The sequence below is a fragment of the Paenibacillus silvestris genome (assembly GCF_009882985.1).
GTDB classification, from domain to species: Bacteria; Bacillota; Bacilli; order Paenibacillales; family NBRC-103111; genus Paenibacillus_E; species Paenibacillus_E silvestris.
In genome coordinates this window covers 20,151-37,524 of record NZ_WTUZ01000001.1, presented here as the reverse complement: position 1 = coordinate 37,524, position 17,374 = coordinate 20,151, and the positions used below count along the sequence as shown (strand labels likewise).

General features: G+C 46.5%; 10 protein-coding genes and 1 pseudogene. All 11 read right to left on the bottom strand.

Going from position 1 to position 17,374, the window contains the following annotated elements; all coding sequences use genetic code 11:
- Positions 1-10 precede the first annotated feature (10 nt).
- Complete coding sequence (locus tag GQF01_RS36530; RefSeq protein WP_407945379.1) at positions 11-1,591, bottom strand: family 78 glycoside hydrolase catalytic domain; 1,581 nt, start codon at positions 1,589-1,591, stop codon at positions 11-13.
- Positions 1,592-2,215: pseudogene (locus GQF01_RS37020) on the bottom strand (alpha-L-rhamnosidase N-terminal domain-containing protein); the annotation flags it as partial.
- A 33-nt stretch (positions 2,216-2,248) separates the two neighbouring features.
- Positions 2,249-4,474: a helix-turn-helix domain-containing protein gene (locus GQF01_RS00125; protein WP_161404551.1), complete on the bottom strand. Its 2,226-nt coding sequence runs from the start codon at positions 4,472-4,474 to the stop codon at positions 2,249-2,251.
- 106 nt (positions 4,475-4,580) lie between these two features.
- Positions 4,581-6,218: an extracellular solute-binding protein gene (locus GQF01_RS00120; RefSeq protein WP_161404548.1), complete on the bottom strand. Its 1,638-nt coding sequence runs from the start codon at positions 6,216-6,218 to the stop codon at positions 4,581-4,583.
- An 82-nt stretch (positions 6,219-6,300) separates the two neighbouring features.
- Entirely contained in the window at positions 6,301-7,176 is an 876-nt protein-coding gene (locus tag GQF01_RS00115; protein ID WP_161404712.1) for a carbohydrate ABC transporter permease, read from the bottom strand.
- A gap of 28 nt (positions 7,177-7,204) precedes the next feature.
- The gene (locus tag GQF01_RS00110; RefSeq protein ID WP_328803367.1) at positions 7,205-8,065 is read right to left on the bottom strand and encodes an ABC transporter permease; all 861 of its coding nucleotides are present in this window, start codon (positions 8,063-8,065) and stop codon (positions 7,205-7,207) included.
- Between the two features lie 662 nt (positions 8,066-8,727).
- Complete coding sequence (locus tag GQF01_RS00105) at positions 8,728-10,923, bottom strand: glycoside hydrolase family 88/105 protein (protein ID WP_161404542.1); 2,196 nt, start codon at positions 10,921-10,923, stop codon at positions 8,728-8,730.
- Positions 10,924-11,001: 78 nt separating this feature from the next.
- Entirely contained in the window at positions 11,002-12,561 is a 1,560-nt protein-coding gene (locus GQF01_RS00100; RefSeq protein WP_161404539.1) for a type 2 periplasmic-binding domain-containing protein, read from the bottom strand.
- A 171-nt stretch (positions 12,562-12,732) separates the two neighbouring features.
- On the bottom strand, positions 12,733-15,105 hold the full coding sequence (locus GQF01_RS00095; RefSeq protein WP_328803366.1) for a helix-turn-helix domain-containing protein: 2,373 nt from the start codon (positions 15,103-15,105) through the stop codon (positions 12,733-12,735).
- 65 nt (positions 15,106-15,170) lie between these two features.
- Entirely contained in the window at positions 15,171-16,037 is an 867-nt protein-coding gene (locus tag GQF01_RS00090; protein WP_161404533.1) for a carbohydrate ABC transporter permease, read from the bottom strand.
- Positions 16,038-16,091: 54 nt separating this feature from the next.
- Positions 16,092-17,060 carry an ABC transporter permease gene (locus tag GQF01_RS00085; protein ID WP_202555928.1) on the bottom strand — a complete coding sequence of 323 codons (969 nt, stop codon included), beginning with the start codon at positions 17,058-17,060 and terminating at the stop codon, positions 16,092-16,094.
- Between the last annotated feature and the right edge of the window lie 314 nt (positions 17,061-17,374).

Here is a 17,374-nt window from a genome sequence, read left to right as displayed (position 1 = left end):
GGTTTGTCCCTTATTCCGCTCTTATGACAGTGACATTGGGCGGAAAACTTTCGGTCCACACCCCGTTGTTGTAACTAAGCGCAATCTCTCCGGTTGGAACACGTAACTGCAGAGAAAATGACGTCCAAGTTGCCGGAAGTTGTGGACAAAAAGTGATTTCTTGCCACCCCGGCTTAGCAGGCTTAAGTCCGATAATATCTTCAATTAGCACAGGAATAGGTCCACTTGCCCAGGGATGGCATAGGCTGGTATTCCATTTCTGTTCCTTCCCCCACGCCTCGAAGCAGGTAGTTGCTCCTTCTTTCAGCATATTCCCCCAAGAATGCTCATCATCTGACGAAAGCAACTCATAGATCAACTCATACTCTCCCACCTCTGCAAGTGCCTTCATAACAAAGTAGGAGAAATAAACGCCGCATGCGAACCGTTTGGTCCGGATCATGTCGACGATAGCGACGACGGATTCCTCAGGAGCGATGCCAAACAGCAGGGGGAGTACATTGGCATGTAGTGCGTGATGCCTACTTTTCTCCGAATCTTTAAATAAGGCTTTCTCCTCATCATAGAAAACCTCCAAGAAGCTTTTCTTTAATTGGGGCAGACGATTCTCATAATGAATCCCCAGCAAGTCCCGCATCTCATTTACGGTATGCACGCAACCCAGATATAAGGCATTGATGACATTATGGCAGCCAGGACCTATAGGCTTGGTTAGTTCAAAATCATAGTTATCCCGCAACCCTTGCGGCCAATCGACAAGATTCCATTTATCCGTAACGCCTTGCAGCATCCCATCTTCACGCTCAAATTGCTCAAAATGCTGCAGCAGCCCTTCCGCATACGGGTACATCTCTTGAAGAAAGGCCTTATCTCCACTGTAATTGAAATACGTCATCACTTGCATAGGCCACTGCAAAGAAAAATCAGCTATTTCCTGCATGAAGTGCCCCGGTACAACAGCCATGAGCCCTCCACAGACAAAAGAACTGCGCCCGAATTGCTCGATAGCCTTGCGATACAGCCGCAAATCGCCGCTGAGCAGCATATGCGAATGACCAATAATCGTATTGTCACCCAGATATTGACCTTTCTCTCGGCTGGGACAATCCACGAAGTTTTCCTGCGATCCGTATTGGACACCTTTTTTACAAATATCAAAAATTTGATTCATCCGTTCATCCGAGCTGCGAAGTAAACAGCTTTGTTCATCCAGAGGGTAATGCCTTACCACCGCATGAAAGGATGAGGGGCGCAGTGATTCCTCCGGCCCTTGCACCTCGACATAACGGAACGCTTTGTAATCATACGTCTGGAAGGAATCACTGTCACCGGATAATGTCCACTGATCATGATAAAGGCAATTGCAGCGCATTTCGTAGCGTACCGCTTGATCCCCCGGCATCAGTTCTTCTCCGGAAAATATATGCACTTCTTCTCCCGCTTTTCCCTGTGCCGTCATGACGAATTGACCTGTCAGTTCTCCACCGAAATCGATCAAATAATGACCAGGTGCCAGCTGCCTTACATGTGATGGCTGCTTCCTATAGACGTCAAGAAGTGGAGTCGGCTGAAGAACAAATGTATAATCGATAGTCTCCGCCGTTTCTGCTTGCTGCCAAGCTGAATCATCGTAACCGACTTCTGTCCAACCTCTTTCTGATTGCCTTGCGTCCAAATGCTCGGTGAATTGTGTATCGTAGCCGAAAATCACACCGCGCTGGTTATCATGTACCCGCTTCGCTTTCCACGTACAATCTGTTTTCACCAGCAAATTCTCACCAGCCCACAGCTCTGCTAGCAAGCCTTGCCGGTAGTCGGCGCTGTTATAAGCACGATTCAACAACCCCTGATAGTAGACATGAACGGCAATGACATTATCCCCTATCCTCAAATGCGAACGAAGATCAATACGATTGTAATAGTAATGGTTCGCATCACTTTGAGCAGGGCCCTGCCCAACGAACTCACCGTTGATATACAGCTTGTAATAGTCATCTGCGGTCAGATCAAGCCAGATCTCCTTCTCCTCCATGCTCTTCTCATCGAGCACAAACACGGTTCTTGCATACCAATGGTGATGTTGTAAATCCACTCGATGTGGTTCTACGACGAAATCTTCAAGTTCTTTATGGTAGAAATTCGATTTTGGCAAATTCATAAACGAACGATCCGTCAACCAACTTGCCTGCCACTTTTTTGACAACTGAACCCTCTCCTCTTCAAAATGGCTTACACACCAAGTACGGAGTTATAGTGTTTTCTCAATGAAGCGCTTCTTCCGGAAATCACTCGGTGGGAACCCCGTTAGTTTCTTAAATGCCCGATTAAACGAGAAATAATGTTCATAACCAACCAGTCCGGCGATATCCTGTATCGAAGTATCCGTGTCTTCCAAAAGCTGCTTCGAATGAAAGATACGCAGCGACGTTAAATAATCGATAAAGTTTTCACCTGTTTCTTCTTTAAATAAGCGGCTGACGTAATTTTTACTTAAGGAGAATTGCTCTGCCAGCAGTTGCAGGGACAAGTCTGCATTGGCGTAATGGGAATCAATATAGGCTTTCACATCATGAATTAGCAGCCTGTGATTCTTCGTTTCACGAAGCTGCTTCCACAACTCGGCGACGGTGCTGAGCCGCTCTACGAGTATCTTCTTGATATCCTCCATCATTTCGAATCGGTCAATCGCTTGGGTAATCGGAATGAGCGCCTCCACCCGCCATGACTCGGTGTACTCACTAGGAAATTCGGACAATTCACGCGTAAAAGTAAACGTCATATAGTAAAGCAGGTTCTTTAACTCGTCCCGGGAATACAATTCGCGATTGATGGCTTTGAACAGGAAATCGAACTGGTTATACCATTCATCGTTTCCACTTTTATATAGCTGGACAATCGTACGGATTAATTGCAAAATATCAAACAGCTCGGTTTCCGTCTGCCGAGTTATATCCTCATAGTGAATAACGCGATTGTTTCCAAATGCAGAGCGGTATTGTACAGCCTTATCAGCCTGCTCGTAGGATTCACCGATATCCTCTGAACGCTCCGTCTTTTTCCCTACTCCTATCGTTACAGTGAAGGCAAGATTTGATTCTACCCACGACCGCATACTCTCACAAATCGTACTAATATCACCCATGGATAGTTCGCCATCTGCCCCAAACAGGATACTCATTTTATCAACGGAAATCCATTCACTCCAAATGCCTATCCCATACTGCTCAGCCGTTTCCTTGAACACGTTCGACAAAACAAATTTCAGGAGCACCTGATCTCGCGTAGAGTAGCCTTCTGTAAAATCGCTTATTCGATCTATCTCCAGTTTGGCTGTCATGAAGGAACGCCAATTACAAGGTAAACCAAAGTTATGCATCTCATCGGTCAACTCATCTCGACTTATCGGACGGTCCCCCGTCATCAGTTCTTGGAAAAAGTATTTTTGACGATAGGGCAGATTTAAATTACTCTCTGACTGATAACGATCAGCGAAATCAATAATCTTATCTACAGCGGCATCAACAACCGAAATTAATTCTCCACCCGGCTGTCTGACGTTCAAATAGTCCGTTATTCGGCTTATACTGGCATCGATTGGTCTTGCATATCGTTTGGACAAATAAATAATTAAAGCTGAGGCAATCAGAACCATGACAACTCCGATAATAATCCAACTGTAGTAGAGCTCTGAAAAAATCCCATAATGGTACGCTTCTTTTATACCGCTGTTAAACGTCCAACCCGTCTCTTCAAACTTCAAGTTAAGGATATCCTTGTTGGCTTGAACTTTACTTTGCCCGATTAGATGTCCGGCCTGATCTACTAGCGTAATTGAACTAATTGAGTTTGCAGAGATGCTTTGCAGCCAAGAGGCCAGACTCGAAACATCGATATTCACGATGAGAATGCCGCTCGGCTCAGTTAGAAAAGGGACTTTTTTAACGAGTGAAACAACATCAATGTCATAGGGTTGAGAAGGAAGTACTTTGTAGCTTCTTACATTCGTCCAAATGCTAGGGAGTGGCTGCTTCAACTGCTCCTGTACGAAATGGCTATCGCCAAAATCTGCAAGTGGCAGATACATCTCCGTACCGAGCACAGTCTGATCGATGTTGCGGTAGAAATAAATAGATTGAATGAACGGAAAACCAGCCTGAACTTGCCTGAATAGTTCCGCCACCTTGCTGCGCAGCAAATACGGATTGACATCCGAATCGTGAAGCTGGAACATATATTGATTAAACTCTCTATTATTCACGGTTGCCGCATTCACATTCTGATCGATGTTGCCGAGAATCGAGTTAAGCTGAAGCATGGTATATCGCGTAAATGCTTCATTTGCACTCACGGTTTGCGTTTGGGACTGCTTATTCATCGTCATGAAGAAGACAAAAAATAGGACGAAAACAAGCAAATAGACAATAGGCAAGTAGGTTGTAACCAAACGGTAAAACCAAGAGTGTTTCTTTAACATGGCATGCGCTCCTCGGGCTTCGAAATGAAAAGGCGAAACCGTCTAATAGGGACGGTACGTACAAGGCTGCCGGCAGAAATCTGCCGACAGCATTCTCCATACTCTTTTAGTTAAAATTCATGGAAAATAAATCGTTCTGAGTCACCATCGTGTCCTTATTCTTCGTGTACCAATCTTGATACCACGCTTCCAGCTTATTTCCATCCGATTTCTCCCAAATCTTGATCGCATCCTGCTTCGCTTGCGCCGAAGAATACGAGGCCCCGCTAACAATCGCTTTATTCCATAGATCCCCAATGGGGTTACTCGCTGAATCAAGCAAGTTCTTGGAGATGAACTGCATGTCAGCAGGGAGCGTGGGCATGAAACCACCCAGCATAATACTGGCTAACGGGCGGTCCTTGGTGATGTTCAAGCTGAAAATATCTTTACCGAGATCGTAAAACTCCTTCTGAAGAGGATTATTCTGATCAAAACCCTTCATCGTCGTATCAAATTCGTTATACACATATTGGCCGCCTAACATCCGGAAATCGCCCAACCAGTCAAGCTCTTTCTTATTTTTATCCGCATTAATCGGAACCTCTTTGTTATTTTCAACTTTGTAATGTGTACCTTCAATGCCGCTATACGTTGTTTTGACCCACTCCGGTGAGCTCAAATAATCAATCACTTTGATGGCAGCTTCGGGGTCTTTCGTTTTGGCGTTCAAAACACCTGTCAACTGTACCGGTGGATTGAAATCAGGTGAAAAGCTGCCAAACTGACTGGATGGCAGAGCGATGGCCACAAGCTTGGCATCCGGTACATTTTTACGCAAGGTTTCATAGAGAGAGGTGAAAACTTTGTACGAGCCTGCACCTGTATAGATGCCAATTTTGCCTGTAACAAAGTCCTGTTCGGCTTTCTTTCCATTCTTATCGGTCAGAAAATCTTTATCGACGATGCCTTCATCGAATAGCTTCTTGCGGAATGCGTTAGCAGCTTCTGCGCGATCCCAATCCTTTACCCATTTGCCGTCTTTGATAATCCAGGTTACATTCTGGAACATGGGATCAATTAAGCTGCCGCCTCCAGCCAAATTCATGCCGTAAGTATCCTTCTTGCCATTACCATCTGGATCTTGCGTTGCAAACGCTTTCGCAATTTGAAATAAGTCATCTGCTGTCTTTGGCGCAGCTAACTTCATCTTATCCAGCCAATCCTGTCTAACTACCGTATAGCTGTAAGGTACATAACCAAGAATGCGGCCAAAGTCATAAATCTTACCGTCATCCCTCGTGCTCAGCTTCTTGAGCAGCGGAAATTTATTTAAGAGTTGCTTGTAAGTTGTGCTATGTTTATCGATCAAGTCTCCGATTGGCATAATCTGCTTTTGTAAATACAGTTGATTGCGGAATCCCACATCGTATTCTAAAATAACATCCGGCGCTGACCCAGACGCGACAAGTGTATTCAGCTTGTTAACGGATTCCGCACGCGGTACGGGTGAAATCTTTATATTTACGCCGGTTTTTTCCTGGATAAATTTGGTCCAGATATTATTCTCGGCTGTTCCGAGATCAGGAGCAATCGTTCCACGATCATAAAACGACATCGAGAGGTTCATGGCGCGCGCAGATGCGGATGCAAGAGGTGAAGAAGATGTTTGAGCTTCTCCTGACTTACTATCGGAGCAGCCGACCAGTGAAGTTGCCGTAAGTGTCAACGCAACTGTGGAGATGACTAGCGCTTTTTTATTCATATAATAACCCTCCTGGTTAATATTGTATACAAGCATTCTTCTTTTAGGAAGAGCAGACTTGTCAGAGATTCACATGATCCAGCTATCCTTTAACAGAGCCAATCATTACGCCTTTCACGAAGTACTTTTGCAGAAAAGGATACAGGATCAGCATGGGTACAATCATGACAAACACCCCTGCCGCCTTAATCGACTCCGGTGTAACGGATGTAAGATCCTCCGAAGAAGTGTTGGCAATTTCCTGCAACAGCTGCTGGCTCGAAATCATTTGCTGGATAAGTACGGCGAGCGTATTCTTACTGGAATCGTTGATGTAGATCATGACACTGAAAAAGGAGTTCCAATAGCCAACCCCATAGAAAAGTGTTAGTGCGGCGAGCACCGGCAATGAAAGCGGCAGGATGATCTGTAGCATCAGTCTGATCTCTCCACAGCCATCAATGCGGGCAGCTTCTTCAATCTCCTCCGGAAAGCCGTTAAAGAAGGAACGCATGACCAACATGTTATACACGCTTATTAGTCCAGGCAGCCAAAGTGCGCCATAAGTATTTATCAATCCGAGTGATTTAATGACCAGATACGTAGGAATCAACCCGCCATTGAAAACCATGGTGAATACAATAAGCATGGTGAAAAATTTTCGACCGTACATAAACTTCCTGGATAAGGGGTACGCCCCTAAAATCGTGAATAACATGCTGAGAACCGTTCCAACCAGTGTCACCTCGATGCTATTACGAGCCGCTTCTACAATGCGCGTGCCGGTAAAAAGCTTATGATACGTCTCGAAATTCCATCCAATAGGCCACAAGCTGACGAATCCGGATACAATGGCATCATTCGTACTGAGCGACAGAGCAAGCATATGCAACAATGGGAGTAAGCAGCTGACAGCGATAATGCCAAGAAGCGCATAATTGATTACATAGAGAAACTTTTCAGGAAACGTGGCTTTTATGAGAATACACTCCCTTCTACCCAACTTTCTACCAAAGACTATTGCCTGTTCGTCTCGCTATCACATTGGCAGCAATAACGAGCACTAGTGCGACCACCGACTCAAAAAAGCCCATTGCCGTAGCTAGACTAAACTGGCCGCCGTTAATGCCCACCCGGAAATTCCAGGTGGAGATGACATCTGAGACCGCGGAGACCGCCGAATTCTGCATGACATAAATTTGGTCGAAGCTGACCTCCATAAAGTGACCAACCGATAAAACAAACATGATAGCAATAGTCGGCAATATAGCTGGCAATGTAATGCTCCATATTTGCCTTAACTTGCCTGCACCATCCATGCTAGCTGCTTCATACAGGGAAGGATCAACCGCAGCAAGAGCTGCCAAATAAATGATGGCGTTCCACCCCGCTTCCTTCCAGATCCCACTGCCCACAAATATGGCTATCCAACTATGCTCTTTGTACAGAAAGGGATAAGGCGTTTCCGACCACTGGGTAACAAAATGATTCAAAACCCCTTTCTCCTGAGCAAACACAAGGGCAATAATGCCGCCTATGATGACCCAATTAAGAAAATGAGGCAAATAAACAAGGGTTTGCACCAGTTTTTTAAACCACAACTTCCTGGCTTCGTTCAATAGAATGGCTAAGATAATGGGGAAGGGAAACCCGACAACAATTTGTAAAAAACTCAGAATAATCGTGTTGCGGATAATTCGCAGCATTTGAGGCTGCGAGAACAGAATCTCGAAGTTTTTGAAGCCTGCCCAGGGACTTCCGAACACGCCATCTGCAAAATTGTAGTCTTTAAAGGCAATAACAAGCCCTCCAATAGGTGCATAGCGAAAGATAAGAAAGAATGCCAGCGCTGGTAAAAACATCAGCATAATGGGAACGTTTTGCCGGAAACGCATGCGATCAAATCCCTGTCTCCTATTGAGTTTTCCAGGCACTGTCGTATGGAGTTGCTTCTCTATTTCTCTCACCTTCCTCAACATTTGATTTTCAATAACCGCGGATCGCTTTGCCGTACTATGGAATTATCTTATCCCGTGATCCGCTCCCTCTCAATTCACACATTTCCTTGTAGATCACATTTCTTACATCCTCCTCCGATCTCACCTTTTTCACCTACCTCAATTATTTCATTATGGGGAAAGGAATCCATACCAAAGAACCCTCCATTTCTCATCTGGAGGGTTTGTGTTTGGTGAGAACGCTTCAAGAACGCTCTAATCATGGGTTCAAACAGCTTCATAAATAGGGTTTTCACTAAGATTAGCGGGAAATACTACCGCTAAATCTTAAAATCCCCCAGCCGCAGTGGGAATACATGGAATTTCTCCCGTTATTGGAGGCGTTTGAGCCTAATAACAGGGAATTGGAGTAAAGTAACAGGAGTTTTTCCAGTTATTTCTTTTCCAAGCCAGGACTAGCTCGAAATAAAGGGAGTTTTTCCAGCTATCCGACTCACTTCCATAAAAAAGAGACTGTCCCCAGTCATCCAATGACCGAGGGAGAGCCTCTGAAATAAATGGGATACAATTAATTACGAAAGAACCTCTTCAGCAGCGGGCTTCCCCGAGTCCAAATGCCGCTCCAGCTGCAGCACTTCTATGCCAGCAAGCAGCACAATACCGATGCCATGCGTATCATTTAACAGCCAGGAGAGATCGTCCTTATAGTAGCTAACGCTATACGAATATCCCGAACCGCGGCACACACCATACACGTTGCCGAATTTATCGATGGAGATGCGGGCCATCCCGCTCCAGCCCTTGTGGATCGCTGCGATATACTTCTCTGTCTCTGTTAGCCAGCCATATCTTACGCCGCGAGCAAAGGCATACAGGAACATCGAGGTACACGAAGTTTCCTCGTACGATGCTGGCTCTGTCAGCACTTGGTGCCACAGGCCATTCTCTCCTTGCAGGCGCAGGTAGCCTTCGCTCAGTTCATTGAAGAATTGCAGCAACTCGCCTCGCTGCGCATGGTTGTCAGGCAGCTCGGCCAGCAATTCCGACAAGGAAAAGATCACCCAGCCATTGCCGCGGCCCCAAGCAATTTTCGTCGGCTTGTCGATTCCGAAGTCATAGACATGAGACATGATTTGCAGCTCAGGGATGTACAATTTTTTCTTGAATTGGATGAATTGATTGGCTGCATCTTCAAGGTAACGGATTTCACCCGTCCGCTGGTAGCAGCGGCACATGTACGGTACGCTCATGTACAAGTCGTCGCACCACAGCGTCGCGTTCGGGAAATCAACATGCTTTGGCTTACGGTACAGGGATCCGTCAGGCAGTCGATCCTGCTTGTTGCTAATATAATCCGCAATAACGTCCGCAATCCGCTCAGCGCCTTGAAGCGGCTGATTTTGCAGGGCAAGCAGCATCGTTGCTCCGAACGAGCCGCAATCATCCAAGCTGTCCAGTGTAGCCAGCGTGTTCAGCACACCGGAAGCGCCGTATTGGGCTTTATCCCAACCCGCATAGGTATAGAGCCGCGTACACGTTTCAATATGCTTGTAGACATACTGAAGCAAATCATCACGGCCGAGCAGCTTACCCGTCTGAAGCATCCCGTACAGCGTCACCCCAAGCGGATAATTCCACTTGCCGAACAACGCATTCTCTGTGAACGGTCGCACCCACGTGTTTGGCTGATCCAACCGCCAGAACGTTCCGCCCTCCTGCGTCTCCACCAGGGCAAACAGCGAAGCTTCAACCTCAGGCATCACGTCCTTGGCACCGAACGGCCCCACATACAGCCACTCATCCTTCGCTCCGTGAACAGGATAAGGCTCTACGCGCTCAATGCCTGCCGAAAGCGGGTCCAGACGAAAGCCTGCGCTCCCGTTCGCGCCAAAGCATTGAATGACGAGGTTATGCTCGCCATACGCTAACTGCAGTACAGCTTGGAAAGCGCCTGCTTGATCAATGCTAGCTTGCAGCTCCCCATCCACATAAATGGCCATCCTTCCTTCCGCATGACCGCTCAATTCAACATGCCGCCGTTCAGCCGACAATGAACGAAGCTTCGTCCACGCCAGGACATACCCGTCGCTCAGTTCACCGAAGATGCGGGCTACTGGGTTCTTCGCCTGCTCATTATCACTCCATGCCAGCTTCGGATACCAAGCGATGTCGTGATCTCCTTCCGTGGTTCCCTCGCCTGGAAGCTCATTCCAAACATGATTCTGCGGGGCCGTGTAGATCCATCCTTCGTGGCCGAATCGCTCGGGTGAAGGTGCTAGGAAATGAACCGGATTGCTCTTATAAGAGCCTGGCCCCAGAGACCCTCCGCAGCCTGCTTCTGTCTTCGTAAACTGGAACACCAAGTGATTCCAGCCTTTCTTCATCTGAATCGTAACGACCGTTCTGCGTTTTGGATTCAGTTCATCGGCGATATTCGCTTTATAAATGGGTTGCCCATTCGCATACAAGATAAGCGGGCCATAGCAATGTAAGATGAAATTGAGCGGCGTCTCCACGTCACTCCAATATTGCGACCATGCGTAGACAATCTGTCCATTCAGAATCTCAGGAAACCGATTTACAAAATGAAAGTCATAACTATAATCGTGATTCTTTCCTATGCCATCAGCACAAAAAGCTCGGTACGCCATCGGATGAGGCGGGTTATTGCCGACATACCTGTCTGCAACTGTAGCTAATATTTCGCCTACACGGTCTCCACATTTCGCAAAAATGCTCTCATTGATGTCAATGTAACGCTCAGCCATGATCTCTTCCTCTCCCATCCCAATGAATAAAGGGGCAGAGTCGCTCCGCCCCTTGCTAAATTCAACATGCACTTGATCTTATTTTGCTGCTGCGCCGCCACTGCGTTTCTGGTATGCTTCCGTCATTTCTTGGCTCATTTTCGCCAAGTCTGCATCTGTTTTGGCTTTTGCAACAAAATCATCCCATGCGGTAATCGGCTCACGGCCCAAGATGATTTTTGTTTTCAAATCTTGTACTTTTTTCTCAAACTCAGGCAGCAGCTTTTGCGCTGTTGGCGAGTACAGACCGATACTGATATCGGCTACGCTTGTTTTGGCACGATCATCTTGGATCTTCATAAACAGATCGTTCGCTTCTTTCGGGAAATATACCTTCGTAGAGCTCGCATAGGGATCTGCTACATAGACAATTTGGTTAAAGTCAGGACCGTTATCTTTGGCCAATTGCTCAGTGTTGATCACTTTTTGACCATCTTTGACCGTGTAATCCACACCTTCAATGCCGTATTGCTGAATGGCGAAGACATCATCATTCATCCACGTATCGACCATTTTCAAGATGCGTTTCATTTTCGCTTCAGGCACGGATTTCGGGATAGAAACCATACCGGAGAAGCCAGGACCCTTCGGGTTATATCCATTCAAATTGGTGAGCGGATAGAAATCCGTTGGCTTCATGTTCGGATCGATTTTTTTCAACAATTCGTAGTGATCGTTCATCGTGCCTGCTTTATCCATAATAATGCCTGCTTTATTGCCGTTGAACAGATCCGCTGCCTGTGACAGCTTGTAGGATGCAAAATCTTCCGGCAGCAGCTTATCTTTGTACATCTTAGTCAAGTACTCAATGGAACTGCGAGTCTCAGGCAGCAGCGCGGTGTTCACGATTTTGCCGTCAACCAGCTTCCACTTATCGTTTTTCACGTTCGCGCCTGTGAAGCTGTTCTCAATCATCGCGAGCGTTCCCATATCTGCCGGAGGCGTCATGAAGGCAGCAAGTCCCGTTGTATCGTTCTTGCCGTTTTTATCCGGATCTTTCTCCGCAAAGGCTTTCATAACACTGTACAGCTCGTCGGTTGTTGTTGGCACCTGCATCCCCAGGTTGTCAAGCCAATCCTTGCGAATAATGAAGAAGGAATCGGCTTCAGCTGGGCGGGGACGCGGAATACCGTAGTTTTTGCCATCCTGCATTTTCGTCAGATCCCAAGCCGTTTTGGAAACTTTGGAACTCAGGTTCGGATAATCTTTGATGTAAGGGGTCAAATCCCAGAAAGCGCCTTGCGTTACGGAATTACGGAAAACAGACGTAAACGGATCGTTAATCGTGATCAAATCGGGAATATCACCGGACGCCAATGTCACATTCAACTTATCTGTGTAGTTGTTACCGGACACCCATTGAATTTTCATTTTGGAGTTTGTCGCTTTTTCAATAGCCTGTTTGATTTTGTTATCATCTGCTGCCGGAGACGGCGTAAGCAAAATCGTCATGATGTTAACCTCTAGTGGTGCCTCCGTTCCTCCAGCGGCGCTGTTTCCTGTATCCGCTTTGTTACCGCATGCAGCCACGACACTAGATAGTGCCAGCATCATGATCATCGAGCCCAAGACAACTTTTTTGTTTTTTCTCACATTCATTTGAGATCCTCCCTTGTTATGAACTTCTGTGTATCGAACGCCTTAACAGAGCACAAGGTAGACAATAGTACATTCCACTTTGATCGACAATCAGACTTTTTTGTACCCCCATTTCCGCACATGTAAGACTATCTTGCAGCTTGCACATCGATGCATGAAAGCCGAAACCCCTTATTCTGTGCGGTTTAACTCGCGAAATTGACTTGGTGTGATCCCTTCATACTTTTTGAAAAGTCGATTGAAATAACTGTGTTGATAGCCAATAGCATCAGCGACTTCATTAATCTTCATGTCCGTTTCGATGAGCAATGACTTGGCACTGCTAATCCGGATATTCGTCAAGAAATCGATAAAATTAATCCCTGTTATCTGTTTGAAGGCCCTGCTTAACGTATATGGACTTGTGCCGAATAAATCCGCGCACGATTCGAGCGACAATGGCGTCATGTATTGCTCACGCAAGTGAACGATCACCTGCTCGATGATCTGCTTGAAGTGGTAATCCTGCCGCGAGATCATCTCCTGCACGAAGACCGCAATCACTTTGTGCTGAAACCACTTGAGCATTTGCTCAGGCTCTTTAATTTGCGCGAGCTGCTCGAACAAGTTCACGCTGCCGAACAACTGCACGGGATTCATCCCTGATTGCAAGGACGCATACCGAATGCTGCCTAAGAGCTGCAGCATGCCTTGCTGAAGCATGAATTCTGTCGAGCCGTTCGCCGCCAACTCCTTCATAAATTGACCGATCAAATCGACAGCGTCAGACTCTTGACCGTTGCGAATAGCGTGAATTACTTCTTTATCCAAGGTGAACGGATAGCCGGTTTCCTTAAAGACATTGAGCTTGGAAAGCTGCTCCGTCTTAATAATCTGATTCTCGTCGAGCAGATCTCGATATACCAACGCTTGCTTCACTTCCTCGAACAAATGTGGAATTTGTTTCACGTTGTGAACCCATTTGCTGACCGATATCGTAACCTGCATTTTCAGAATTCGGTTGATCGCTAGGATGATGTCTTGACACACCTGCTCCAAATCATCTTCTAGCCAAGTATGCGGGTGAGAGATGGGAAAGGATAGCAGGACCCCAATCGAGAAGTTGTGGAAATTCATGATTTCCGCTTGCTCATATTGGCTTTTGAACAACTCATCGATAATGTTGGAGGCCGCGTACGTCACGAGACTTTCATCGCCCTGCGAGAACCTTCCTTCGAGGTTGGCGAAACCCGTCAATTGAACTACAAGCGCTACAAATTGACGTTCCTCCGTTTCCCAGCCATATCGCTTCATTCGCTCCTTCAGGTCACTCTCTTGCAGAGAAATCAAGTAGCCCTGCGCCAGCTGCAGGAAAAAGCCCTCCCGCAGAAGCGGCATTTGCTCTTCAAGTTTGTGCCTCATCGTCTCCGTTTCCTTGGACATATGCTGCCAGTGCTTCTCGATCATGGCGAATTCGTCCTTCACCTCATCACTCTTGTCACCAGACAGCAGTGTCAGCAGACGCTGTACGGGATGATAGATTCGGCGGGACACGAACCAAGAAAGCAGAAGCGCAATGAGCAGACTGGAGAAGCTAATAATCAATATCCACTTGGAAATGGAGACGACCGGAGCAGTAATTGACGATAGCGGGGCTGCGGAGATATACACCCACTTTTGGCCCATTCGGTTAAAATGACCATAAGAGACAGAGTATGAAACCTTCTGATAATCAAATAACAAGGATTCAGGCTTCGCGTCGTTCACCGCTGCTTCCCCTAACTCCGCTTGATGCTTCATGTAGGCCTGTTTGAGCGCTTGATCGAGTTCCGCTCCATCCGGCCCGGTGCTGCTCGATAAATTCCAGTTGGCCTCTTCATTGAACAGCATCGTAACCCCCTCATCATAAGGAGTTAGCGTTTTCAGCACTTTTAACAAGTTTTCCTGATTGAGTGTGGCAACAAGAGCACCGAAGGGTTCGGTGCTGTCGCCGGGAATTTTATTAACTATCGTAAGTCCCAGTTGGTTCGTTCCTTCAAGCTTCGGAAAAGTCCAGAACATCGACTTATCATGTTTAAGCAGGGTCTCGTAACGCTCGATATCCGTCTGATCACTAAGAAATTTGTACCGTTCCGTTGTAAAAACCAGTGGACGCGGCTTGTCCAGAAACAGCTCTACCTTCTGCAGAAAAGGATGTGAACTCTCAAGCGACAACAGAGTCCGGTACATATCCTGAACCGTCTCGTAATTATAAGCAAAGTTAAGCGACTTCAGCTTATCGTCAAACTTGGAGTCGAACGCCCAATGCGATACCGTCATTTCGAGAAAGGCCAGCTGATCGTCGATATTCGCAGCGCGGTTGCTAATCTGATTCTGATGAAGTCCCTGGAGCTCTTCCTCCACGTTGTTCGTGGCGATTCCATAAATACTGAGACCGGTAATGAGCCCCGGAATGCTGGCCATAATGAGAATCATGGCAAGACTCTTCCAGAAAAACCGATTGTTATATTTATATTTTTGAAAATAGCTGAGTAACGCAGACCCAATTCCAGTCAAGATGCTCACCTTCCAATAACTAATTTTCTACACGATTCGACATCTTGAACTGGAATCCCTTCCCCTTCGGGCCGTTACCCCTTAACTGAGCCTACCATGGCACCTTTGGCAAAATGCTTTTGCAAGAAAGGATAGACCAACAAAATGGGAACCGTCGCTACGATAACCGCAGCCATTTTTAATGTTTCAGACGGAGGAGGAACCGTAGAAACGTCCATCCGCAGATCCGTGTTATTCGCATTGAGCAATATGTTTTGCAGCATAACTTGAAGCGGCCATTTGCTGGCATCGTTAATATAAATCAGAGCATTAAAGAACTGGTTCCAGTAAGCGACCGCATAAAACAATCCGAAGGCAGCCAGCGAAGGCAGCGACAACGGCAGGATAATTCGGAAAAAGGTCGACAAATCGTTGCACCCATCCATCGAAGCGGATTCCTCCAGCTCGGCAGGGATACTATCGAAAAAGCCCTTCATCAAGATGACGTTCCAACCGCTCGCAAGTGCCGGTAAAATGAGCGACCAGAGGCTGTCAATGAGGTGCAATTCTCGCACCAGCATATAATTCGGGATCATACCAGGATTGAATAGGATGGTAATTAGAATTGCGATCAGGGCGAATCGTCTGCCGCGAAGCCTTTTTCTGGACAGCGTATACGCGAGTGAAGCGGTGACAACCAAGCTGAGTGCCGTACCGACAAGGGTCACGTAGGCGCTTACACCAATTGATTTCGGAAAAGCGCCTGTCGCCATCAGAAATTTATACGATTCAAGCGACCACGTCTTGGGAAAAAGCACGAAGCTTTCCTTCAAATATTCCGTGGGATCCGTAAAAGAAACGACAAACACATAATACAGCGGGAAAAAGGTGATGATACCGACCACACCCAGCAATACGATATTACCAAGGTTAAACAATCGGTTGCCCAGTCCTACTTTCATATAATTCCCTCCTAAGGACATTGCTATAGCCATGTCTCTTCCTAGTTATGGACGTTAATAAACCCCTTCTTCGCCCATTTTTTTCGAAATCCAGTTTGCCACTACAACTAATACTAGGCCTACAATCGATTTGAACAAACCAGCAGCGGTACTATAGCTAAACTCGCCTTGTTGAATACCGACCCGGTACACATAGGTATCGAATACTTCAGCCACATGAGATACAGCGCCGTTGTACATCAGGAATACTTGCTCAAAGCCTACATCGAGCATATGGCCGAGGCGCAAAATGAGCAGTGTGATGATCACGTTGCGGATCGCCGGGAGTGTAATATGCCACATTTGGCGAAGTCTACTTGCCCCGTCAATTTTCGCTGCTTCATAAACCCCAGGATCAATGCTTGCCATCGCGGCCAGAAACAAAATAGTTCCCCAACCGCATTCCTTCCAGATCGACTGCAAGGTAAGCATGCCCCAGAACGTATCTGGATTCGTTAGAAAATCAATTCTAGCTAAGCCCAGTCCTTCCAGCATTTTGTTGACCAAGCCTTCGCCTTTGGCAAACATGAGGAATGTCAAACCAGAGATGATGACCCATGACAAGAAATGCGGCATGTAGACGATCGATTGAATGACCCGCTGATACACTACGCTGCGAAGCTCATTCAGGAGCAATGAAAGTATAATGGGCAGCGGAAAAAAGAGCACAAGGTTCAATAGATTAATGGCCATCGTATTACGGAAAAGCAGCATGAAATCTGGATTGGTGAAAAATCGTTGGAAGTGCTCGAATCCCACCCATTCACTACCGGTTATGCCGGCAAACGGCGAGAAGTTCTGAAATGAAATGACCACGCCCCACATCGGAGCAAATTTGAATATTAGAAAAAACAATGCGCCTGGCAGGCCCAGCAAATATAAATACCTGTCGCGCCTTAGATCCTTTAGAATGCCTCTCTTATGCCGTTCTCGGGATTTCACTGATTTGTGAGATGACGTAGATTCTGGTTGTGCGAATGCCATCCTCTCCATTCCCCTTTCTAATTTTTTTCTCGTATGATTAACAACTTAGAATAAAAGCCAGCCCTTTACAATCAGACAATATTGCCCGGGAGGAAGGCAATTTTGTCGCAACCGGAACGGAAGCTGAGACTATTTTGCCGGTTGAGACAATCTTGTGCAAAAGAAGGAAAAGCGCGCCACAACAGGGATTTTCGTTCTATTATGCACAAGAAAAACCGCCAGGAAAATCCTGACGGTTAAGGGAGAGGAGACGCAGGTCTGGCGCCATACAAATACTGTAAAAAGGGCAGCAAATTCGGACGGAAGTCCATGAA

Bases quoted from the DNA above. Each gene is read 5' to 3' on its own strand.
- GQF01_RS00120 (WP_161404548.1), bottom strand. From the start codon at position 6,218: ATGAATAAAAAAGCGCTAGTCATCTCCACAGTTGCGTTGACACTTACG.
- GQF01_RS00085 (WP_202555928.1), bottom strand. From the start codon at position 17,060: ATGGCATTCGCACAACCAGAATCTACGTCATCTCACAAATCAGTGAAA.
- GQF01_RS00090 (WP_161404533.1), bottom strand. From the start codon at position 16,037: ATGAAAGTAGGACTGGGCAACCGATTGTTTAACCTTGGTAATATCGTA.
- GQF01_RS00100 (WP_161404539.1), bottom strand. From the start codon at position 12,561: ATGAATGTGAGAAAAAACAAAAAAGTTGTCTTGGGCTCGATGATCATG.
- GQF01_RS00110 (WP_328803367.1), bottom strand. From the start codon at position 8,065: ATGCTGATGTTTTTACCAGCGCTGGCATTCTTTCTTATCTTTCGCTAT.
- GQF01_RS00105 (WP_161404542.1), bottom strand. From the start codon at position 10,923: ATGGCTGAGCGTTACATTGACATCAATGAGAGCATTTTTGCGAAATGT.
- GQF01_RS00125 (WP_161404551.1), bottom strand. From the start codon at position 4,474: ATGTTAAAGAAACACTCTTGGTTTTACCGTTTGGTTACAACCTACTTG.